16 protein-coding genes are annotated in these 22,929 nt (G+C 43.4%); 9 read left to right on the forward strand and 7 right to left on the reverse strand.

The annotated features are described in order from the left end of the window. Window positions 1-778: 778 nt before the first annotated feature. Entirely contained in the window at window positions 779-2,134 is a 1,356-nt protein-coding gene (locus AC0YN6_RS05075; RefSeq protein WP_475745569.1) for a dipeptidase, read from the reverse strand. A 246-nt stretch (window positions 2,135-2,380) separates the two neighbouring features. Here AC0YN6_RS05075 and AC0YN6_RS05080 point away from each other — a divergent pair, with 246 nt between their 5' ends. The 6 genes from AC0YN6_RS05080 to AC0YN6_RS05105 all read left to right on the forward strand — a co-directional run bounded on the left by AC0YN6_RS05080 (window position 2,381) and on the right by AC0YN6_RS05105 (window position 6,513). Beyond that, window positions 2,381-3,256, forward strand: a complete 876-nt coding sequence (locus AC0YN6_RS05080; protein ID WP_475745570.1) for a DUF72 domain-containing protein — start codon at window positions 2,381-2,383, stop codon at window positions 3,254-3,256. A gap of 49 nt (window positions 3,257-3,305) precedes the next feature. Then, window positions 3,306-3,710, forward strand: coding sequence for a group-specific protein (locus tag AC0YN6_RS05085; RefSeq protein WP_475745571.1), 405 nt, complete (start codon window positions 3,306-3,308; stop codon window positions 3,708-3,710). Between the two features lie 38 nt (window positions 3,711-3,748). Further along, window positions 3,749-4,273: a hypothetical protein gene (locus tag AC0YN6_RS05090; RefSeq protein WP_475745572.1), complete on the forward strand. Its 525-nt coding sequence runs from the start codon at window positions 3,749-3,751 to the stop codon at window positions 4,271-4,273. A 91-nt stretch (window positions 4,274-4,364) separates the two neighbouring features. Then, window positions 4,365-5,033, forward strand: a complete 669-nt coding sequence (locus AC0YN6_RS05095; RefSeq protein WP_475745573.1) for a hypothetical protein — start codon at window positions 4,365-4,367, stop codon at window positions 5,031-5,033. 118 nt (window positions 5,034-5,151) lie between these two features. Further along, a complete protein-coding gene (locus AC0YN6_RS05100) occupies window positions 5,152-5,415 on the forward strand; it encodes a hypothetical protein (protein WP_475745574.1) in 264 nt (87 codons plus the stop codon). A 219-nt stretch (window positions 5,416-5,634) separates the two neighbouring features. Beyond that, the gene (locus tag AC0YN6_RS05105) at window positions 5,635-6,513 is read left to right on the forward strand and encodes an NAD-dependent epimerase/dehydratase family protein (protein ID WP_475745575.1); all 879 of its coding nucleotides are present in this window, start codon (window positions 5,635-5,637) and stop codon (window positions 6,511-6,513) included. 2,018 nt (window positions 6,514-8,531) lie between these two features. On the opposite strand, the gene AC0YN6_RS05110 is transcribed toward AC0YN6_RS05105, so the two are convergent. The 6 genes from AC0YN6_RS05110 to AC0YN6_RS05135 all read right to left on the reverse strand — a co-directional run bounded on the left by AC0YN6_RS05110 (window position 8,532) and on the right by AC0YN6_RS05135 (window position 15,385). Further along, window positions 8,532-9,122: a hypothetical protein gene (locus AC0YN6_RS05110; protein ID WP_475746255.1), complete on the reverse strand. Its 591-nt coding sequence runs from the start codon at window positions 9,120-9,122 to the stop codon at window positions 8,532-8,534. Between the two features lie 327 nt (window positions 9,123-9,449). Continuing rightward, window positions 9,450-9,656, reverse strand: coding sequence for a hypothetical protein (locus AC0YN6_RS05115; protein ID WP_475745576.1), 207 nt, complete (start codon window positions 9,654-9,656; stop codon window positions 9,450-9,452). A gap of 1,077 nt (window positions 9,657-10,733) precedes the next feature. Next, window positions 10,734-11,882, reverse strand: coding sequence for a DHHW family protein (locus AC0YN6_RS05120; protein ID WP_475745577.1), 1,149 nt, complete (start codon window positions 11,880-11,882; stop codon window positions 10,734-10,736). A 21-nt stretch (window positions 11,883-11,903) separates the two neighbouring features. Next, window positions 11,904-13,292 (reverse strand): MBOAT family O-acyltransferase, encoded by a 1,389-nt coding sequence (locus AC0YN6_RS05125; RefSeq protein ID WP_475745578.1) that lies wholly within the window; start codon window positions 13,290-13,292, stop codon window positions 11,904-11,906. Between the two features lie 5 nt (window positions 13,293-13,297). Beyond that, on the reverse strand, window positions 13,298-13,828 hold the full coding sequence (locus tag AC0YN6_RS05130) for a DUF4358 domain-containing protein (protein ID WP_475745579.1): 531 nt from the start codon (window positions 13,826-13,828) through the stop codon (window positions 13,298-13,300). Between the two features lie 312 nt (window positions 13,829-14,140). Continuing rightward, window positions 14,141-15,385: a DUF3895 domain-containing protein gene (locus AC0YN6_RS05135; protein ID WP_475745580.1), complete on the reverse strand. Its 1,245-nt coding sequence runs from the start codon at window positions 15,383-15,385 to the stop codon at window positions 14,141-14,143. 245 nt (window positions 15,386-15,630) lie between these two features. Here AC0YN6_RS05135 and AC0YN6_RS05140 point away from each other — a divergent pair, with 245 nt between their 5' ends. The 3 genes from AC0YN6_RS05140 (at window position 15,631) to thrC (ending at window position 22,877) form a co-directional block, all read left to right on the forward strand. Continuing rightward, a complete protein-coding gene (locus AC0YN6_RS05140) occupies window positions 15,631-16,287 on the forward strand; it encodes a pentapeptide repeat-containing protein (RefSeq protein WP_475745581.1) in 657 nt (218 codons plus the stop codon). A gap of 349 nt (window positions 16,288-16,636) precedes the next feature. Then, a complete protein-coding gene (locus AC0YN6_RS05145) occupies window positions 16,637-21,313 on the forward strand; it encodes an S-layer homology domain-containing protein (protein WP_475745582.1) in 4,677 nt (1,558 codons plus the stop codon). Window positions 21,314-21,479: 166 nt separating this feature from the next. Continuing rightward, the gene (gene thrC / locus AC0YN6_RS05150; protein ID WP_475745583.1) at window positions 21,480-22,877 is read left to right on the forward strand and encodes a threonine synthase; all 1,398 of its coding nucleotides are present in this window, start codon (window positions 21,480-21,482) and stop codon (window positions 22,875-22,877) included. Window positions 22,878-22,929: the final 52 nt, after the last annotated feature.

A 22,929-nucleotide genomic window follows, 5' to 3' on the forward strand; every position in this document is an offset into this window, starting at 1 on the left:
CTAGGGTTACTTTGGAGTTGTAAGAGCAAATACGCGCTTACAGCGTGGGGTTCGCTCGTTCACCCACGTCGAAATGATGCTGTAAGAACACATGGGTTCTTACAGCGTGGGGTTCGCTCGTTAGCCCACTTCGAAATGATGCTGTAAGCACGCATGGGTGCTTACAGACGACAAACTAAGGTTACTTTGGAGCTGTAAGAGCAAATACGTGCTTACAGCGTGGGGTTGCTCGTTCGCCCACGTCGAAATGATGCTGTAAGCACGCATGGGTTCTTACAGACGACAAACTAGGGTTACTTTGGAGCTGTAAGAGCAAATACGTGCTTATAGCGTGGGGGTTGCTCGTTTGCCCACGTCGAAATGATGGTGTAAGCACGTATGGGTTCTTACAGACGACAAACTAAGGTTACTTTGGAGCTGTAAAAGCAAATACGCGCTTACAATGTTGGGGTTGCTCGTTCGCCCACGTCGAAATGATGCTGTAAGCACGCATGGGTGCTTACAGACGACAAACCGAGGTTACTTTGGAGCTGTAAGAGTAAATACGCGCTTACATCTCCAAATTTCTCTTTTATTCCAGAAGGTTTGGCGGGTTCCACTCCTTGGCGGTTTTGAAATGGTTATGAAACTTTAATCGGAAATCGTGATTTTTTAACAATAAAGGCAGCAGAGCATCTCAATAATATGAGAGGCTCAGCTGCCTTTATTTAAAGAGCATATTTTTCTCCGTCAAAGCTACTTTAGCATCCAAGGGATGCTAAGGCTTTGTTAGCTCGGATTAAAGCTGTTTCAAAAACTCAACAATTGTCAACAATCCCTTGTCAAAGTTCTCAAGGTTGAAATGCTCATTAGGAGCATGCAGATTCTCGTCTGGGAGTCCGAAGCCCATCATGACAACAGGAGCACCTAATACGCGGGAGAACGTCTCGACAATTGGAATCGATCCGCCATCCTTTGTGAAGAGAGCGCGAGTACCGTACACTTTTTCATAAGCATCAGCTGCTTTTTGAAGCATAGGATTGGATGGGTCCATGTCGAACGCACGAGCTTTTTCGCCGCGTTTTACAATTAGTTTCGCACCCGATTGGACATGCGACTCCAGATGAGCAACAATTCGTTCTAGCACTTGGGAGGGGTCCTGAGCACCAACTAAACGACAAGTGATTTTGGCATGAGCTTCCTTTGGAATGACCGTTTTCGAACCTTCGCCTTGAAACCCGCCGTACACTCCGTTCAGTTCAAGAGTTGGTCTTGCGCCTGTTCGCTCAACAAAGGAATAACCTTCTTCACCGTACAATGCATCGAGAGCAAGATTGGTTCTTAATTGTTCTTCATTATGATTTTGCTTAAGGAACTCTTCGCGCATAGCTGCCGAAAGCTCTGGCACGCCATCATAGAAGCCATCGATTGCAACTCGACCTTGATCATCATGCAACGAGCTCAGCAAGGAAATCATTGCGTGAAGCGCGTTCGGAACGCCGCCGCCGAATGTACCCGAATGTAGATCAGTATTGGCGGTAACTATCGTTACTTCAAGGGAGCATAGTCCGCGCAGGCCAGTGGAAATAGCAGGCTTTCCTTTTGCCAGAAGTGATGTATCTGATATGACAATAACGTCTGCCTGCAGCTTGTCTGCATTGGTTTCCATGAAGGACGGCAGATTAGGGCTTGATATTTCTTCTTCTCCTTCTATACAAAACTTTACGTTTACCGGAAGCGCGTTCTCTTGGTTTAGAAGTGCCTCAACCGCTTTTACATGCAGAAAGAGCTGACCTTTATCATCTGTTGCACCACGTGCATATAATTTGCCATCGCGGATGGTTGGCTCAAAAGGTGGAGTCTCCCAAAGGTTAAGCGGATCTACCGGCTGCACATCATAATGACCGTAGATGAGTACCGTCGGTGTGTCTGGAGCATGAATATGCTCGGCGTATACGATCGGATGTCCTGCAGTAGGATGGATCTCCACATTCTCAAGTCCAGCCTTCTCTAATTTGGCCGCAACCCATTTCGCCGCTTCATTCATGTCGTTTTTATGATTGGATAAAGCTGAAATACTCGGTATCGTCAAAAATTGTTTCAGCTCATCCAAATGTTGTTCTCTTAGGTTCTGAAAATAGGGTTCGTAGCTCATTGGATAGTTGCTCCTTACATTTGTTATATAGACTAAGTATACGTCTCTGAGCCAATAAGTAAAACAACAGCGAAATTATATTCTTTTTCTGTAAGCAACAACTGTCACCTTATAACTATGCAAAACTAAAAGTATTGTGTAATTATATAGTTAAGATAGGGACGATATTATTTGTTTTATAATAATGGGAATAGCTGAATATAAGAAACAACTGGGTTTTCGAATATAGTAGAAGTGGTGAAAAATATGATTTCAATTGGTCTTGCGGGATGGGGTGATCATGATCAGCTATATGTCCCAGTTAGCAAAGCGGGCAGCAAGCTTCGGCAATATGCGAATCATTTTCCGCTAGTGGAGGTGGACAGCACCTTTTATGCTATACAATCTAAAGAGCGATTCAGCAAATGGCTGACAGATACGCCCGAATCCCTTCACTTCGTAGTTAAGGCTTATCAGGGAATGACTGGACATCAGCGCGGACCTACAGTGCCAGCCTCGGAGACAAATGAAATGTACGGTGCATTCCGGCAAATGCTGGAGCCTGTAATAGAGTCAGGCAGATTAACGGCAGCGCTATTTCAATATCCGCCATGGTTCGATTGCACGCAAGGGAATGTACGAATCCTTAGAGAGACGAAGGCTCGTATGATGGGTATTCCGTGTGCGTTGGAATTTCGGCATCAAAGCTGGTTTTCGCAGGAGTATAGCGAGAAGACGTTGGATTTCATGAGACGGGAGCATTGGATACATAGCGTTTGTGATGAGCCGCAGGCTGGAATAGGCTCGATACCGATCGTTCTTTCGGCAACGGATCAACAATCGACTATCGTCAGGTTTCACGGACGAAATGTATCCGGATGGAATCAAGCCAGTGCGCCGAATTGGCGTGAAGTTCGTTATTTGTATCGCTACAGCGAGGAAGAACTTCAAGACTGGGCGAATAAGTTGAGGCTGCTGGAGCAGCAGAGTGAGCACGTTTATGTCATTTTCAACAACAATTCCGGAGGGGATGCCGCAGACAACGCGAAGAGAATGATGGAGATACTGGGACTGACTCGTCCGAACGGAGAAAGCCCGAATGAGCCGCCTGCACCTGTGATCGAGCAGCTCGATTTATTTTAGAGACGTGGTATAAACGATATGAGAAATCTTGTTCTAATGGGAGAGAAATATGAAATTCTATATAGCCTCTAGCCTCAGAAATATTGAAAACGTGAGAAGTGCCTCGAAGCATTTGGAGAAACTAGGATTCGATCAAGCGTACGATTGGACGATGCATTCAGAGATTAGTTCGCTTCAACATTTAGCAGAGATTGGTCTAAAAGAGAAGGATGCTGTATTAAGTACTGATATACTCATTGTGATGTTGCCTGCCGGAAAGGGAAGCCATATTGAACTGGGTCTGGCTTTAGGTTTAGGAAAGACTATATTTTTGCATTCATCAACAGAGGAAATCAATGATATTGAAGCATCAAGTTCTTTTTATCACCTGCCCGAAATACATAAATGCATTGGAACGATAGAAGACTTGGTTGTCATGATCGCTGACAAAATTTCTATTCTTGGCTTAGACTAATTTGACAAGGAAGGAATTGGTGATAATTGAAGGGACCTATGTTGAACCATAAATGGTTATCAAGGAACAAACGGATAGGCATTAAATTGTTTATATTGATCGGACTGATTATTTCCATGTCAGTTTGGTATCACATAACGGAACCTTTAGTAAATAACGGACTTCAACGAGTCAATAATACGGACGGGCGGACACAAGAGTATGTGCTTGAATTAAGCAACGAGGGTTATGGGAAAATCGATATTTTAAGCGTGAAAATCAATGGGGAAGATCGATCCGACTTGGCCCAGCTCGGCATCGCTTATGATTCTGGTCACATGGTGCAAGTGCTTCCTACTCCCGACCCAGCTATTCAATTTATGAACCTAAAAGCCTCGTCAATATACCCAGCACTTTCTCAAGATGAATTTCATGCTGCTTTAGAAAAAAAAGAACACACTCCTATGCAATATGGCCTCCGAATCCGCTACGATAATCAATCCATACAAAATGTGACTATCAAATATAAATATTTTGGTTTTACGAAAGAGAAAAGCATAACCAAATGGTTTAATTCAGACTAACTTTACTAATGTATTTGCAAGGTGCAACATTATTTTCCAATTCCCGTCTATACAAGAAATAACAAGGTGTGTTGCGGAAGTGGAGGGGAAAATGATGAAAGTAATTTCGTTAATATTACTCTGCTTGATATTATTTAGTTCTGGATGTCAATTGGTAAAAAAAGAGCTGCAAGGCGATCATTCGGCAGCGAGGCAGGCCGATGAATCGACTGTCGATTATATTAATATCGGGGATAGACATTATTTGAACGCATGGGAATTGGCTTTAACTGATCCTACTAAGTTAGTGAAAATAGGTGAAGTCGAACGCGGCTCTCGGATGCCCGAAGGAGCAGCAACATTTGAAATTGAAGGATATCCTGAGCGAGACATAGTCGCTGTAGAGGATGCTGGGGATGGTCCAGGTCTTGTAGTGAATATTACGGGTTATAGTATTTATGTTTGGTATGAGGGAGCAGATAAACCGTCCCATTATCCCGATATTGCCGATTCAAAGACGAAGCAAATTAAGATATTTAGAGATGCGGATCTCGTTCGAACCTTGGATGGGGAGGATGTAAAATCCTTTCTCAATCTTATGAATCAGCAAGGCCCTCACAATGAATTTCAAGCGGAACATTTTCGCAAATTTACAGTTTTACTTATTACTGATCATGTATTAGGAACAAACTACGGAATTTCCGAAGAGAACGGGGAGTTTGGGCTGGCTCATATCGAGAGTAAGCTGCCTGCAGAGATTGCTCGTTATTTTGAGGAATAAGGTAATAAATCTAAATTTGAGGTGAGCAGGATGTTTAATCCAAAGGTCTTCTTCTATTAGTTGTGTCGGTATTCATGGCTTAATAGCTATAATCTAACCCGTCACAACGGGGATGAAGATGTTTAATCAAGAAGAAATAACAGCCTGGGATAATGAACAACGTTGCTCTAATGAACGTGTGAAAAATCACAAAGATCCTAGAAGAGAAAAATTGAAAGATTTTCGAAAAGGAATAAAGAGTGTTCACTATAACAAAGAAGTAAAAGAAGTAAGAAAATCAGATTATCGTTTGTATAGAACGCAAATGAAGCGCCTTATTCAAAGTGAACAATATGAGTTATTACGTGGTTATCAGCGAACTGGCGGTTGGATAACATGGTAAGTGATTAAATAACGAGAGCAAAGAAGAGGGGATGAGCATCTCCTCTTCTTTGTTATTTGTGGTGCTTTCATAGAGGTTACTTTTAGGTTACTAAGTAAAAAGAAAGTGCGTACTTATTATATTTATCCGGATGTACTATTATTAAATTTGAAGAAACTGGTTTCTGTTCATCAATCAAGCAGTGCTATTCTAAAACAATAAATCTGACGGGGTGAAAAAATGAAAATTCTAGTTACAGGTGCTGCCGGAAATAGTGGTCAGGCTGTATGCAAAGCATTGATGCAAGCGGGTTATTCGGTTCGGATGGCGGACGTAATGCCTCCTCAGTCTGAAGAATTGAAGAACCTAGAGTACGTTAGATGTGACATCAGAACACCAGGCGACGTAAAGCGTGCGGTAGAAGGTATTGATGCTGTTGTTCACCTTGCAGCATGGCATTGCGCTCACAATCCTCCGGTTAGCGACGAAACGATCTTTTCTGTAAATGTAGATGGTACCTTTTATCTTCTAGAAGCGTGTAAGCAGGCAGGTGTAAATGCAATTGTCTATGCTTCTTCAATGGCATATGGTTGGGGATCGGTTTATGGGGTAAGTAAAGTAATCGGGGAAGACCTTTGTAAAGCTTATTATGAAATGACAGGCGCATCGATTGCGATGCTGCGTTATCATGAATTCATTCCTCGGCCATATTTAGAGTTTGGAGAGCGACTGCTTCGAAATGGTGTAGATCGAAGAGATGTAGCTTCAGCTACAGTCGCTGCTGTCAAAGCAGCGCTGGAAAGGAAGATAGGGTTATTTCGCACAATCGTACATACCAATCATGATATGCCGCACGAGGTTGTTCAAAACTTTAGTGAACTTGGAGCCGAATGGTGTGAGACACATGTGCAGGGAGCAGGACGTTTGTTGAAGAAGTATGCAATAGCACTGCCTAAACAGGTCGAGCAGCATGACTTATCAGAGGCGGAAAAGATACTCGGATGGAAACCCGTATATGGTTTTCTCGCATTTATGAGAGACTTGAAGATGAGAGATGAAAAAGGGATAGATGTTACAAAACTATGGGTTCCTTCAGAAATCCCGCCTGTAGATGAATAGACGATGCAGTGCTCTAAGTTCTGAGAAAAAAAGCGGATGTGCAATTGCTGCACCTCCGCTTATAGCTAGAATATTAAATTATGAGTTCGTGTCACGATTGAGCGATTGATCAATAAATTCACTAATTCGATGGTGATATTCGTCCCATAGGTAATCGCTGTTCTCAATGATCAATTTTGGAACGTCCCATTTATCAACAATATCACGGACAAATGATTGACTTTTTCCCCAGACGTCCACAGCTTGTTTGAAATCTTCATCCGTGTGTAGGGAGAACGGTCCCCACTCATTACCTCTAACGCTACAAATAAATCGCCATTGTTTCTCGACGTCCACTTGATAATAGTAAATAAGGTGGTGTCAGTGGCTCCAATATCTTCTGTAGTGACGAAGAAAAGTCGAGCAGCTTGCATTTATCCATACCCATGGGATGAGCGACGCTAATTGCATCTTGAAAAAAACACTTTCAATTATGAAGTTTCATTCGTTTCCCTTTTTCTGGTCTAGCTTTATTATGAGGGGATATTGGTATGAATGTTAACTGAACCTCGCTGCCAGCTCCTGAGACCACAGTTTGTGGATTTCTGCCGCTGTGCAGTTGAATGCTCCTTCAAAGTCCTCAGGATTTCGAATGTTTTATTAAGCTCATCTAAACTATATCGTTGTAAAATAAATTCTAAGAGCGTACAAGAAAATTGAAATCCCTTTTTAGTATCAAACTCCCAAGTGTTATCTTCTAAATCCTCAAAAGTGGGAATTTGGCCTCGCTCCACAAGATCTGCTAATGAAGTCCTTAGACATGTTGCCAGCTTCGTATCCGCCTAGTCCTTGGTAGGGCCATTTTGGAGCAGCGGGATTCTGAATGTCGACCTTCAGTGAGAGGAATCTTTTAATTCTTTCATAATATAACGTAAAAATGTCCTCGAATTTGTCGTGGGCCCCTGACATCTAGTGAACCTCCTCTGCCTTCACATTTATTAGACACCGAGGAATTAGAGAAGGCCACATATTAATTAATTTTTATTGTTGGTAAGTGATAAAAACATCTAGAAGAGAAAGGAGCAGCCAGCAGAGGCTCGGGAAAAGAGGGCTAAGATACTCGTCTGTAAGCACGCATAAGTGCTTAAGGAGCGAGATCAGCGTGTGAGGTGCGGGGAAAGACGGATGTAAGCGCATATTTGTGCTTACAGGCCCAAAGTAGCCAATGTTACTCGTCTGTAAGCACGTATAAGTGCTTAATGAGCGAGATCGACGTGTGAGGTACGGGGACAGAAGGCTGTAAGCGCATATTTGTGCTTACAGGCCCAAAGTAGCTAATGTTACTCGTCTGTAAGCACGCATACGTACTTAATGAGCGAGATCGGCGTGTGAGATACGAGGAAAGACGGCTGTAAGCGCATATTTGTGCTTACAGCATCAAAGTAGCCAGTGTTACTCTTCTGTAAGCACGCATATGTGCTTAATGAGCGAGATCGGCGTGTGAGGAACGGGGAAAGACGACTGTAAGCGCATATTTATGCTTACAGCTTCAAAGTAGCTAGTGTTACTAGTCTGTAAGCACGTATATATGCTTAATGAGCGAGATCGGCGTGTGAGGTACGAGGAAAGACGGCTGTAAGCGCATATTTGTGCTTACAGCATCAAAGTAGCTAGTGTTACTAGTCTGTAAGCACGCATAAGTGCTTAAGGAGTGGCCGCGCCTGTCAGGTCTACGGGAATGACTCCCTCCTGGAACTCGGGAAGGATTCCCCGATTATTGGGCAGGAAGACCCCGAAAATAAAAAATGACCCCTTTCGGGGTCATTTTTTCGTTTTATGCAGAAGAAATTACGGTGAGGAGAGTGAGCTTATAAACTGAAATATTCCAACTGAATTCAACGAGCATAGTCACAACAATAAAGCCGAATAGAAATCGTACTATAGGTGAGGAAGGCTTTCCTTGTAATCGTTTCCAACAACTTCCAAACTTTCTTTGATTTGTTGTGATTCTTTATCCTGCATTATTTCCGTAGCCCTCCTTAATCCACTATGATAGTGATTTCTTTACCTGTCGGCTTTCGCTTAAATGGCATAAGGAACTCCTTGAAAACGAAAGCAATTCCTTTAAGATCGTCAGGCAATGGTGGAGATACGATGTAGTTATGTGATAAATGCCCAGAGTTACTACTACTACCTCCAATCTCAATATGGCAGTCGTAATTTTCACCCAAATATAACTCGTAAAAATATGGTCTAGTAGAATGTCGTCTTTTTGCATCCCAATCAATATGTAAGGATACAATGCTCGCATTGTTGTATTGCCGCACCATAGTCACTGTATAGTAAAACTCTCCCTGTTCCAAATATATTAGAACTGGAATGTGCACTCTAAATCCTGTCGGCTCAACTACTGGTTTATAGTATTCATCGTTTCTCAAAGCCTCAAATACTGATTTCAAAAAATCTTCGTATAATCCAGTTGTAATTGCCCACTTCGATATATACTCGAGAGGAGGATAGCCTGGATTATTGTTTGATATTTCTTTTCGTTGTTTTAGCAGTTTGCAAATTTGTTCATCTATGTGGTAAATACCCTCATCATAGTGCTCGGTTGGACGTTCAAATTTCATACGTTTCACTTTTATCCCTTCCCTATAATTCCTTATTTTTGAAAATAAAATTTATAAATTAAGAGGACAATTGCAGTCGATATACAAAAGGATATTATACATATAATTAAATCTTGATAAGTAATCTGAGAAGGGGAAGAACTAAATTCAACCGTTGATTGGATTACTTTAGTCGATTCATAGTCGTTTATTACATCGGGTACGTATTTCTTAGTCATGTACATACCAAGACCAATCTTCAAGCCTATGTTAGTTAGAATAAAAATAACCAAAAAGATTAAAGGTAAAACAACGGACTTCAATATATGTTCCCATCCTCCCAAAGCTTCAATAATCAATAATGACACCAAATCGAGCCAATATCTCTTCTTTAATTTGCCTTATCTGATCGCTTTTCTTTTCTACACTTTGTAATTCACCTTTCCACGTATGTTCGAGGATTTCAAACCGCAACAATAATATGTGATCCTTTGCACCAAAAACCGCTTGTGGAGCATTTTCAATTGTTACAGGCTGTTTTAGCTTCTCTCCCATTTCGTCTCCTAACATCCAAGTTTTTTTGGATATTATACCGTCATTTTAAGCAACGTCATGATGGCCTTCTCCTAGTTCTTTAGTATTAGTTTTCATCTTGTCTTAAAATTTTTTAGATAAGTTTCTGCTTATTTGTTAGTCTTACTAATAATTACCTAATAATTGCCTAATAATTGTAAGGTATCACTTATGTTCGTGAATAACGGCTTTTCGTTCCGAATAAATTTTTTTTTGTTACAAATAAGATCTTGCACAATGATTTCCCCGTACCTCACACATAAAAAAAGCGCCCAGGGGCGCTTTTTTTATGTGTGAGGTACGGGGAAAGACGGCTGTAAGCGCATATTTGTGCTTACAGCTTCAAAGTAGCTAGTGTTACTCGTCTGTAAGCACATATACGTGCTTAATGAGCGAGATCGGCGTGTGAGGTACGGCGAACAGTGGCGGTAAGCGCATATTTGTGCTTACAGGTCCAAAGTAGCCAATGTTACTCGTCTGTAAGCACGTATACGTGCTTAATGAGCGAAATCGGCGTGTGAGGTACGGGGAAAGACGGCTGTAAGCGCATATTTGTGCTTACAGCTCCCAAGTAGCCAATGTTACTCGTCTGTAAGCACATATGCGTGCTTAAGTAGTGAGATCGGCGTGTGAGGTACGGCGAACAGTGGCTGTAAGCGCATATTTGTGCTTACAGCTTCAAAGTAGCCAATGTTACTCGTCTGTAAGCACATATGCGTGCTTAATGAGCGAATTCGACGTGTGAGGTACGGGGAAAGACGGCTGTAAGCGCATATTTGTGCTTACAGACCCAAAGTAGCCAATGTTACTCGTCTGTAAGAACGCATATGTGCTTAAGGAGCGAGATCGGCGTGTGAGGTACGGGGAAGAGTGGCTGTAAGCGCATATTTGTGCTTACAGCTTCAAAGTAGCTAGTGTTACTCGTCTGTAAGCACGCATACGTGCTTAATGAGCGAGATCGGCGTGTGAGGTATGATGAAGAAAAGGCTGTAAGCACATTTTGTGCTTACAGCCTTAAGCAGCCTTAAGTAGTTTAAGCAGCTCAAGTATCCTTAGAAATTAATACTTCAGCTTCAATAAATTACGTTCCGTAATGAAGGTTGTCGTATTAAATAACAGCAATACGTCATCGATTCCATTAGCCTCCATATAATCGCTAATGTTTCCATTATAGTAGCGTATGTCGATGACGTGGATGTCCTCGACATGTTGCGTTAAGAATGGCAGGAAGCTATGCGCATATGAATCTTTAATAACGAGCAGCTTCTGTTGATCGACTTGCTTGGGAGGAAGCTCGCTCTTAAGTGTCATCACTGCATGTACGCCGCCAAGGAAATAGGAGTACTTATCCTTTTTCGCCAAATAGCTTACATCGTACATGCTGTCATAGGTTTTATCCGTATCAGCGACATACATTTCTGTCTTGATTCCATTTTTAGGCTTATAGACTTCAATGGAATCGGGGTCCAATCCGCTGAACTGACCGCGTGTATGATAGCTGCCTAGGAAGGAATTGGTGACGGACTCGATGTCGAAGTCTTTCTCTGCAACAGGTGTCCAGCCCATTTTCTCGGCATAAGCGACGTATGCAAGATAAGCGCCATAGGTCGTCCAGTGGTGGTCTGTTTTGTAATAGATTGGTCTCTCGCTGTCAGAAGCTGGTTCTAAAAATTCAAATCCGTCGATAAATGACAGACTGTCATGAACTTGCTCAGCGATAAAATGGTTTACCTCCGTTTGCGGATAAGCGTCTGCCAGCCAAGGCAGACGTTCTGGATATAGGCCAATGGAGGTTGGTGCAAGCATAAAGGCGATACTTGAATCAGGGTGGTTTTGCGTAAACTTCTTCACCGCTGCCGTGTATTCCTCGATTTCAGTATAGTTTGGTTCGTTGAATTTTTCGAATAAATAACCGTCAGAGCCTTTGTATATGCCGTTATTTTCCTGCTGCAGGCGAAGCTGCTCGAACACAGACTTCGTCCAGACCCACTTCGTCCGGAATGGAAAATGATCGGTTATGTAGTTTTCCGTATCATCGGCAAACTTCTTAGACCAAAGATTATCCCAAGTCAGCTCGGGTGATTTCTGGAGCGAGCGATTCTCAACGTCAGAGAATGCTTGTACAGGCAGTATAAAAAATAATAACGACATAGCAAATAGGATACTGACGAAGCCCCACACAAATACGCGGTCCGTCTTTTTCTTCACAACCGCTAGCCTCCTTGTACGTTAGAAACGGAAATATAAAAATGGATTAAATGTTGCATCAACCAAGTAAGCAACTGACATAAAGAATAGCAAAGCATGCCAACCTAGCTCTAGAATTGGATGAGCAATGCGACTTTCTTTCAGTTTCCACTTAGGCATAGATGCAAGTACTAATAGTACGAGCAAAATAGCATTTGTATACAATAAATATAAGGATTCATTATTCCATAACGGCTGGTGATTTGCACCAAACATGGCAGCAAAATAACTACCCATAACAGTTAGATCGTCAAAGGCAAAGAATACCCAGCCGATTAAAATGAGAAACAGCGCATACACATGACGAACCCAAGCAGGCATTCGCTGCAGGAGCTTAAGGGCGAACCATTTTTCAAAAACGAGAACTATTCCAAAATATAATCCCCAAAGTAAAAAGTTCCAGCTGGCGCCATGCCAAATACCGGTCAGCATCCATACGATCATAATGTTACGAAGCTGTATCCACGGACCTTTGCGGTTACCTCCAAGCGGTATGTAAACGTAGTCGCGGAACCAAGTGCTGAGGGAAATATGCCAGCGTCGCCAGAAGTCTGTAATACTTTGTGCCGTATAAGGCCGATTAAAGTTTTCGTTAAAGCGGAAGCCAAACATCTTGCCGAGCCCAATTGCCATATCGGAATAACCGCTGAAATCGAAGTAAATTTGGAAGGCAAAAGCGATAATGCCAAGCCAAGCCGTTAAGGCAGGCATCGTATCTGCACCTGTATTTGATATCGTATTCCATAGCAATCCGATATTGTTTGCAAGCAGTACTTTCTTGGCTAGACCGATAATAAATCGTCTAACGCCTTGGGCAAACAGCTCGATGTCTACTGTGCGATGACGTAATTGATCGGCAATTGTGGAATATTGAACGATGGGTCCAGCGACGAGCTGCGGGAACAAAGCAACGAACGTTCCAAAGTCAACCCAGTTGCGCTGCGCCTTTGCTGTGCCTCTATAGACGTCAATGATGTAGGACATCGATTGAAACGTATAAAAGGATATACCGATTGGCAGTGCTAGATCAGTCAAAGGTATTTGTGTACCCAGTAAGGCGTTCACATTATTAATGAGAAAATCAGCGTATTTAAAATAACCGAGCAAGGTTAAATTTACGATGATAGAGGCGACGACAATCCATTTCCGCTGCAAGCTGCTCCGCTTCGGATTGCTTAAAATCAGTCCGAAGCAATAGTCTGTAACCGTGGATAGCAGCATTATTGCAATGTACACGGGCTCGCCCCATGCGTAGAAAACGAGGCTTGTGGCGAATAAAACAAAGTTTTTTATTCGCCACGGAGACACGAAGTAGAGCAGCAGAACAGCAGGCAGAAATAGAAATAAAAAGAGTAGGCTGCTGAATACCATAAAACTTATTTTTGTTCGAAGAAGGAATCAAATTCAGTTACAAGTTTGTCCGCTTCTTCAGAGATAACGAAAAGGATGTAATTGCCCTTCGTTACAAGTTTATAGTTCTTGGAGTTTTCGTATTGATCAGGCAGATAAGTTTCAAAGTTTTTTTGAACATCGGCTGCACGTTTTTTAACGGCTTCTTCAACCGTTGCAATATCTTTGGCATCCTTCACTTTGATTACTGCTAATTCATTAGATTTAACAATCATAAGTGGATACATAATGGTGTAATCTTCTAGCAATGCTGGATCAATGTAGTACATTTCTTTAACCATCTCAGGGGTCATTGCCTCTAATACGGGTTGTTCAATTTTAGCCAACATGCCGTCAACCATCTCTTTAGTCGTTTTTGTCGTTACGGATTGCTCTTCTTTGTTACCAGATGTATTAGAGTTAGTTCCTGAATTCGAATTTGAATTCGAACCGGAGCATGCAGTTAGCACCAAACCTAGCGCAATAACTAGCATAAAGGCAAAATAACGTTTTTTCATCGTAATCAATCTCCTCGGTGTGTTTTTTGTTATCACGTTTAAAAACGAAAAAAAAATAGTTTATGTTGCAGTTTAATTATTATGGTAATAAATAACGGTAATAATATATGAAAAATGAGTGCAATAATCGACATAAATTTGCGGGATAATTGATTTATTCTAAATTTTAGAAAGAGGAAACTCATTGTCAAAGGAATGGGATGCAGAAACGCTGAGGCAGGGATGGAGTGGCATGGCTTGACCATGATGAAGCTATTCGTGCAATGGTCAAGCACACGCCAGGGGGCATATCGTAGGTTCAGTCTTATAAGGCTAGTGTTGAGATTTGGTATTTGTATAAACGCGATCCTCGGAGTCACCATGCACGAGCTCACAAAGGCCCGATGCTGAAAGCTTGTCTAGGTAAGCAGCTACGGCAATGTAGATGGCGGGCTTGCCCGTAGACATCCGAGTATCTGGAACGAGCTTCTGCTCGATAATGAAGTTAGAGATGGCTAAAGTGCTAATACGTCCATACTTAAGGGCATCATCAACGACGCGCTGAGCAGACGGCGACAGGTAGAACGGACTTGAGGTGGTTTTTGCGATTGAGCTGGCTAGCTCGGCTTCTCTCATTACAGCAGCGCCTAACTTCTTGCCAGCTTCCTCGAAGGCAAACGCATCTTGATTAGGATGCGGTTCATCAAAAACAAATGCACCTTGGCTTTCCGCTACTTCATCGAAGACGAAAGCGCCTTGACTGTTTTCTATGTCATCAAATACGAACGCGCCTTGACCGTTATCGGTATTCTCGAAGCTGAGTGCTCCCTGCACAACATCATTCTCATCAAAAATAAAGGAGCCTTGATCAGCCTTCGTGATTGCCTGACTATCATCAATCGGTATGCTCTCAAATAGATTGCCAATATCGGGTGTATCTTCCGAAGCGGAGGAATCGTAGTAGGTTAAAACGGCTGCCAGCCGCTTCTTTCTGCTTACTAGGTCAAGCTCGTGCAGTCTGCTGCGAATGCGCGACAGCTGTCTATCGAGCAGTGGAAGCTTGGCATCCATATGGGCTTGAATATCGGCCGGAATTTCAAGCTCAGCAGGGAGCGGCAGAAAAAGATGCTGATCAAGCTGCCAGCCATCTCTATATTTGCTTAACATCTCGTTCATCTCGCCATCGAGAACGTCGAAACCTTTCATAATATCTGATATAGCTTTCGCATCAATACCGGTGTGCAGCTGTAAATGCTCAATACCAAAGTAACGAATCGTATTCGTAGGCAAATGCAGCACCTGATGTTGGTAACGCAATGAACGGCCGCATTCACATTTGGTGTGTGGAGACACCTCGCCGCTATCTGTAAATCCAATATAGTCCCATTCTTCGATAAACGACGCAATATCCTCAAACTGTGCATCTTCGGGAATGAACTGACATTTTTTTCGTGCAAGCTGCCTTGCGAACAACGTTCTTCTACCTCTTACCAGCTCATGGTGCAAAAAATGACGTTGCTCCTCTGACAGCTTTCCCATTATGTTATCGCGCTGCTCCAGCGACATTTCATATTTCATAACACACCTCTATTCATTCTAAGAAGGGAACTTACCCTTTTTTTGTTTCCATTAAACACACATTTATTCACATTATAGATGGCGAAGAAGCAGAAGTCATTAACTCCGTCGAACAATCTGCTTATGTATGAAACGAAATCGTCCAATCGAGATTTGTAGGTGTATAATAAAAATACTAAGGTTGCATTGCAATGTTTCTTTTCACTGTTTAAGCCACTTTATAATAAAGGCAGGTCATCATACTTATGTCTAGCAAAAAAGAGAAAATTGAAGCTCCCAAAATACCGAGCGAATTGCGGTCTTTAGACGTTCCCGATTACGAATGGGCGGATGAGATTGAGATTAGCGACAGCATCATACAAGATTGCGGCGTTCATAATCAATCGGCTTATAAGCCTTGCTTTGATCGAGTGGTGTTTAATAATGTGTCGTTTCGGGCGACAAGCCTGAGAAAAGCGGAATTTACCGATGTTTGTTTTGACAATTGTGACTTATCAAATATCGACCTAAACGAAGCGATTTTTCATAGGGTCTCATTCATTAATTGCAAGCTGCTTGGCATGGATTTAACAGGCTCAATGCTGCGCAACGTAAGGTTTGAGCAATGTGTTGCCGATTACGCTGTATTGCGCTTCACGAATGCTAAAGGTGTTAAATTCGAGAAAAGCTCGTTAGCCAAAGCGGATATGTCCAATATGACATTAGCTAATTTCTTTCTGCATGAAGTGAATATCGATCAAGCGCAGCTATCGCAGACCAAACTTGGCGGTATCGATATTAGCAGCTGCGAGTTTAACGGCTTAGGCGCTTCGCTTGAAGATTTGCGTCGCTGCATCATCTCGCCTGCGCAGGCGATTACAATGGCGACGATTTTTGGACTTGTCGTGAATGATGGAACATAATGACGAGCAGCATACCGACGCCTACAAATCCATATGACAAAAAGAAGATAAAGACCGATGGTTTGTGATGGAATACGGAATACGGAAGGAAGGGGCTGCCGCCGGGCAGCCTTTTTTCTATTTTACGAGTGTGCACAACGATTTGGGAAAGTGAAAAAATCAAACCTGAGTGAACATAATAGCTTCATTTTAGTAAGGATTGGGCGTTCTAATAGAAGTTCATTGCTGTCTAATTTGTTCAGTTGAAGAGACGGAATACCTAGGCTAACATTCATGGAGACGTTCTAAACAACAAGAGCTGAAAACGCATACATATTGAGCGCATACCCAAATTGAAGGAGGAATTCGATTGTTTAAAAGAAAGAAATGGTTGTCTTTGGCGCTATGCTTCACTCTATTAACAAGTTTTCTAACCTCGCTGGCACCTGTGAGTGCGGCAAGTGATGAGACGGCAGAAGTATTAGCTGCTGGTGACGAATTTACAGAGCAGGAGCTGAAGGATAATGACTATATTTTATATTTCGTTAATGCAGGTGATGTAACTCCGGCAACGGTTGAAGGTAATGACAAGCTTGGTTTGTACAGCTCGGTAACAGAGCAGGTATACGGGGTTGATCCTAAAACTTCTAAATCATGGGGATTGGTGACGACAACTAGTGCCACAAATGTCCGTGATGCAACGACGAAATCTGGCTCGTTAAGATATTATAATGGCACGCAGGTCAGAGATAAAGCGCTGGTCTACGATTTTGAGCTGCCAGCAGGTGAATACGACGTAACCTTTGGCTTCAATAACCCATGGAGCGGAAGAAGCGTGAATTTGCTGCTGGAAGGGAATAACGTTTCCGGCGGTGATTTTGCGATTGGCGGTGAGGGGGCTGAGAAATCGGTTACCTATCGCAAAGTGAGCGTGACTGATGGTTTGTTAAACGTGCGGATACAAGGGCCGGCAACAGCTGCGCTAACAAACTATAATGATCCGCTCATTAATTATCTCATCATTAGACAGAACATAACGGTTCCGCTTTCTGATTTAGACAATAAGATTACAGCTGCAAGAGCTGAAGCGGCAAACACGACTTATTCGCCATATAGTCTCGCAGCGCTGAACAAGGTGATTCAAGAAAGTGATTCACTTCTGCAATCCCTTGTGGGCAGCGGTGCGGACATTACGGATCTCGTCATTCAAGAGCAGATCATTTCGGCTATCGCAGCTTTAACTAAAGCGATATCGGAGCTTGCAATGAACGAGGTGTATGATTCATTTAAACCAGGCTCGGTCTGGAGAGATACGAACGGAGCTCTCATTCAAGCGCATGGCGCAGGCATGATGTTTGATGAGAATACAGAAACCTATTATTGGTATGGCGAGGATAAAACGTATGGTTATTTGCCTGCCAGAGGAGTAAGGGTCTATTCCTCCAAGGATCTATACAATTGGGATGATCACGGACTAGCGCTTACTGCGATCGGTTCCGCTGATGATTTCGTAAATGATCCGCTCATTTCTGAGCTATATGAAGGCCGAACAGATCAGGCTGATATTTTGAACGATATTGGTACGGACCGCATCATAGAGCGCCCAAAAGTAATTTATAACGACCGTACAAAAAAATATGTGATGTGGATGCACACGGATGGTCCAAGTGCTACATCGACAGCTAACTATGCGAAAGCTGAGGCCGGCTATGCGCTGAGTGATTCTCCGCTAGGGCCTTTCGTTTATCAGGAGAGCTATCGCATGGACCAAGCACCGAAAGGAGCAACCGATGACGGACAGCCGAATCAGCCAGGCATGGCAAGGGATATGACGTTATTTAAGGATGATGATGGAACCGCATATTTGGTTTATTCGAGTGAAGAAAATTTAACGATATACATCTCCAAGCTTAATGATTCCTATACAGATGTCGTTGGTTGGCATAAGGATGGCAACGTAGAGCGAGATACCGAATACAAGGCGGTACATGGCGAGGATTACGTGCGCGTGTTCCCGCTTGCTCAGCGCGAGGCGCCTGCACTATTTAAGTATCAAGGGAAATATTACATGATTACATCGGGTGCAACCGGCTGGGCTCCGAACGTGGGCAAATATACGGTTGCCGACAATATTATGGGACCATGGAAGACGATGCGCGATGTTGCGCCAAGCAGTTCAACGACCTTCGGCTCACAGAGCACACAGGTTATTACAGTGGATGCAGCTGCGGGGAAATTCATCTATATGGGAGATCGCTGGAACCAAAACGATCTTGCGAATTCGCGCTACATTTGGCTGCCGATTGAGTTTGGTCAAAATGATGAAATAGCTCTTCAATGGCAGGATGAATGGTCGATTGATTTGCTCGATAGCATGGGTAGGGTGACGGTTAATACAGCACTCCCTGCAAGTACAACGATCGGCAAGGTGCCGGCGCTTCCGACTACAGTTCAAGTGACCTTATCGGATGGAGCGGTGAAGGATACGCCGATTAGCTGGAGCATAAGTGAAGCGTCATTTCAGATTCCTGGAACGGTACGCATAAGCGGTAAGCTGACAGAGCTCTCGAACAAAAAGGTAGAGCATCAAATGTATGTGATACCAGAGGGCAGCACTTATTTTGTCCATGCAGGAGGTGCTGAAACGTCTGATTATAAAGATATCGTTGGCTTAATTGGTCAGGATAATATGCTTAACGGCAACGTTATTGATCAAAAATATGATCCGGCGAACAACCAAAGCTGGGGGTATATTGGAGATAATACGCTGACGTCCGGTACGGACAGCGGTAATATTTTTAGTGGATTGCGTTATTTGAAAAGCAATTCAGGAGATGATTTATCTTATCGCTTCGACATAGATAATGGGGATTATGATGTCTATGTCGGATTGTACGATCCTTGGGCCCAATATTCAAATGGCAAGCGGATAGCTGATATTTTGCTGAACGGAACGGTAAAAACAAGCGGTTATGTTTTCTCTGATGCAAGTGATGTGCTTAGCTATGGAAAAGTGAACGTTTCAGATGGAAAGCTGGAGCTGACGGTTCATAGAGCGGCGAACGCAGGTGCTACCAGTTCCGATCCGCAAATTAGCTGGATCATGATAACGGAAAGCAAGGGGGATGTCATCGTGCCGCCAGACTCCTCTAATTCAGAACTGATCGTCCATTATGACATGAGCAAGCTGGATGGCACATCCGTAATTGACCAGACTGGCAAGCACAACGGCAAATGGGTTAACCCAGCTGATGCGGAGTGGATTAAGACGGATGCAGCTGGAGCAATTCGCTTCGCTGGAGGCGATACAAGCTCCTATATTGAAATGCCACAGGGCATTTTGAATGGGCTCAAAGATATTACTGTATCTGCCCTTGTGAATTGGAATGGCAACAACAGTGCAGAATGGCTGTTTGCGCTCGGACAGAACGATACAAATTACTTGTATATGACGCCTAAATATAATGCGGACAGCACGGCAAGGTTTGGAATCGCAACGAACGGTTGGCGCAATGAGGTTTCGACGAAAGCACCGCTGCTTCAAGCTGGAAATTGGAAGCTCGTTACGGCAGTGATGTCCGGTGAAGAAGACAAGCTGACGCTGTATGTAGATGGTCAATTCGTTTCTTCCGGCACAGCTGGTGGCTTTACTCTCGATCAGATTAATAATAAAGACGGAATTAGCGGATTTATTGGAAAATCATTTTACGAAGGAGATCCTTTCTTTGGCGGGATGATCGCAGATTTCCAAATCTATGACGGCGCATTGCTTGCCTCTGAAGTGAGCGAGCTAAAGGCGACGGCAGATGAAAAGCTGGCAAGCATTGAGATGCTGCTGCTGCAGCATGCGGCGGATCAATTAGATGCTGCGAGTATACTTGGCGGGAACGGCAGCGAGGACACTGTGCTAACCGATCTTATGCTGCCTACGACTGGATTACACGGAACGTCCATTACGTGGAATTCGGATAATGAATCGGTTATTAGCAATAGCGGTGTGGTTACACGACCTGCCTTTGTAGATGGGCATGAGTCGGTAATACTGACAGCTACTCTATCGGATGGGACGTCGACCGCAGTGAGAACGTTCACGTTCACCGTGTTGAAGCTGCCAAAACCGGCTGTTTCAGTAACAGGAATTACGGCGGGTAAGGATGCAGTTACGCTGAAGGAAGAGGAGCAGGTGCAGCTGACTGTTGAAGTAGCACCTTTGGATGCGGATAATAAAGCCGTGCTTTGGTCCAGCGATGCAGCAACGGTTGCTTCAGTTGATCCAAATGGCGTTGTTACTGCAATTCTTGAAGGAACAGCCACCATTATGTCTGTAACGGTTGACGGCGGATTTATGGCTAAAGTTGTAGTGACGGTAGAGAAGAAAGAGGATTCTGGTGTAGAACCGAGCCCAAGTCCAAGTCCTGATCCAACGCCTGGTCCAGGGACAGATCCAACACCAAGCCCAGCTCCAACACCAACACCAAGTCCGACGCCGAGCCCGGAGCCTCAGTCCCCATTCAAGGATACAGCAGGGCACTGGGCAGCGGAATCCATTAACAAGCTGACTGACCGAAACATACTGGGCGGTTTTCCAGATGGAAGCTTTAAGCCTAATCAACAAATGAGCAGAGCGGAATTCTCGGCTGTCATCTACAGATTGCTTGGCTTCAAAGCTGAAGGCAGCGAGTCAAGCTTCGGAGATATTGCATCGGCTGCTTGGTATAGTAAATACGTAAATGGCTTATATGCAGCTGGAATTATTACAGGCTTTGATGATGGTACGTTCAAGCCGAATCAGGAAATGACGAGAGAGGAAGCATTCGTTATTTTGTATAGAGCAGTTAAGGATCAATTAATTGTTGCCTCAGGAGCGGATAAACCGGATAAACCATCGTTTACGGATGAGTCGGGCGTATCCAGCTGGGCGAATGAAGCTATAACAGCATTAACTGAAGCGGGTATTATTAAAGGCTATGAGGATGGCACAATCAGGCCAAAAGAAAAGATTACACGTGCTGAAATTGCATCGATTGTAGCAAATTTCGTTAAATAATGTGTTGAACGAGAGACATCCTAAAATAAGGGATGTCTTTCGTTTATTTTTGAACGATAAAAATGATATACTGTTGTGAAAACAATCGATTATTATGGAAAACGATGATATGATTTAAATAACGAAATTTGACGATAAATGTTTGCATGTAGGAGGCTATTTACAAATGGAGTACATTAGTACAAGAGGAAATGTTGGCAAAATAGGATTTATCGACGCGTTTATGATGGGTTTAGGCAATGATGGAGGTCTGCTTGTTCCTAACGAGATTCCGGTTATTTCGGCTGAAACGTTGAAAGAATGGCAGGAGCTTAGCTATCAGGAGCTGGTGCTTGCGATATTCTCGTATTTTACGAATGATGAAATTCCTGAGCAAGATTTGAAAGATATGGTATATGCGAGCTATTCTACTTTCCGTCATCCGGAAGTGACGCCGGTTCGCAAGCTGAAGGATGATCTTTATTTGCTGGAGCTGTTCCACGGACCGACCTTCGCATTTAAAGATATCGCTTTGCAATTTATGGGGCAGTTCTATACGTATGTAGCAGCGAAGCAAAATAAAAAAATTCATATACTCGGAGCAACTTCAGGCGATACAGGTGCATCGGCAATTGAGGGTGTCAAAGGCAAGGAAGGCATCAAGATTTGTATTCTGCATCCGCACGGCAAAGTAAGTAAAGTACAGGAGCTTCAAATGACGACCGTTCAGGACGATAATGTGTTGAATTTATCGGTCGATGGTAACTTTGACGATTGCCAGCGTATGATCAAGGATTTGTTCGCTGACCTTGATTTTAAAGCTAACAATCATCTAGCAGCGATTAACTCGATCAATTTTGTCCGTATTTTGGCACAGACGGTTTACTATTTCTACGCCTATTTCCAAGTCGTGAAGCAGACGGATGCGAAGCAGGTTAACTTTAGCGTACCGACGGGCAACTTTGGTGATATCTTTGCAGGTTACCTTGCGAAGCGTATGGGACTTCCGATTGGCAAGCTCATTCTAGCTACGAACGAGAACAATATTTTGGAGCGCTTTATTCTTGAGGGTGTGTATAAGCCGGGAGATTTCCGCAGCACATACAGTCCGTCGATGGATATTCAAGTTGCAAGCAACTTTGAGCGTTACTTGTATTATGTTCTTGGCGAGAATGCTGAGCAAATTCGCAATCTAATGGAGCAGTTCAAAGCCGAAGGACAAATCGTCATTTCCGGCGATGCTTTAAGCAGAGCTCAAGCAGAGTTCGGCGCGCATGGCGTACAAGGGCAAGAGTGCTTAAGCACGATTAAGAAATATGAAGCAGAAAACGGCTACCTGCTTGATCCGCATTCGGCTTGCGGCGTAGCTGCTGCTGACAAATACAGCAATGAGCAAGGAATTACGATCTCACTTGCGACGGCTCATCCGGCTAAGTTTAATGAGGCGATCGAGCTTTGCGGCATCGAGCAGCAATTCCCTGAACAAATCGCTTCGTTGTTCAACAAAGAACAGCGCCAGACTCGCGTAGACGGTTCGCTTGCAGCGGTCGTTAATGAATTAGAAGCATTTTATAACGCGAAATAGCAGATAGTTAAAGCTGCAGTAAAGAAGGGGGTTCTCTTCTTGCTGCAGCTTT

It is taken from the genome of Paenibacillus sp. J22P15, from assembly GCF_056269345.1.

What these genes read in the sequence shown, in the direction of transcription:
- AC0YN6_RS05075 (WP_475745569.1), bottom strand. Translation starts at nt 2,134, where the DNA reads ATGAGCTACGAACCCTATTTTCAGAACCTAAGAGAACAACATTTGGAT.
- AC0YN6_RS05080 (WP_475745570.1), top strand. Translation starts at nt 2,381, where the DNA reads ATGATTTCAATTGGTCTTGCGGGATGGGGTGATCATGATCAGCTATAT.
- AC0YN6_RS05085 (WP_475745571.1), top strand. Translation starts at nt 3,306, where the DNA reads ATGAAATTCTATATAGCCTCTAGCCTCAGAAATATTGAAAACGTGAGA.
- AC0YN6_RS05090 (WP_475745572.1), top strand. Translation starts at nt 3,749, where the DNA reads ATGTTGAACCATAAATGGTTATCAAGGAACAAACGGATAGGCATTAAA.
- AC0YN6_RS05095 (WP_475745573.1), top strand. Translation starts at nt 4,365, where the DNA reads ATGATGAAAGTAATTTCGTTAATATTACTCTGCTTGATATTATTTAGT.
- AC0YN6_RS05100 (WP_475745574.1), top strand. Translation starts at nt 5,152, where the DNA reads ATGTTTAATCAAGAAGAAATAACAGCCTGGGATAATGAACAACGTTGC.
- AC0YN6_RS05105 (WP_475745575.1), top strand. Translation starts at nt 5,635, where the DNA reads ATGAAAATTCTAGTTACAGGTGCTGCCGGAAATAGTGGTCAGGCTGTA.
- AC0YN6_RS05110 (WP_475746255.1), bottom strand. Translation starts at nt 9,122, where the DNA reads ATGAAATTTGAACGTCCAACCGAGCACTATGATGAGGGTATTTACCAC.
- AC0YN6_RS05115 (WP_475745576.1), bottom strand. Translation starts at nt 9,656, where the DNA reads ATGGGAGAGAAGCTAAAACAGCCTGTAACAATTGAAAATGCTCCACAA.
- AC0YN6_RS05125 (WP_475745578.1), bottom strand. Translation starts at nt 13,292, where the DNA reads ATGGTATTCAGCAGCCTACTCTTTTTATTTCTATTTCTGCCTGCTGTT.
- AC0YN6_RS05130 (WP_475745579.1), bottom strand. Translation starts at nt 13,828, where the DNA reads ATGAAAAAACGTTATTTTGCCTTTATGCTAGTTATTGCGCTAGGTTTG.
- AC0YN6_RS05135 (WP_475745580.1), bottom strand. Translation starts at nt 15,385, where the DNA reads ATGAAATATGAAATGTCGCTGGAGCAGCGCGATAACATAATGGGAAAG.
- AC0YN6_RS05140 (WP_475745581.1), top strand. Translation starts at nt 15,631, where the DNA reads ATGTCTAGCAAAAAAGAGAAAATTGAAGCTCCCAAAATACCGAGCGAA.
- thrC (WP_475745583.1), top strand. Translation starts at nt 21,480, where the DNA reads ATGGAGTACATTAGTACAAGAGGAAATGTTGGCAAAATAGGATTTATC.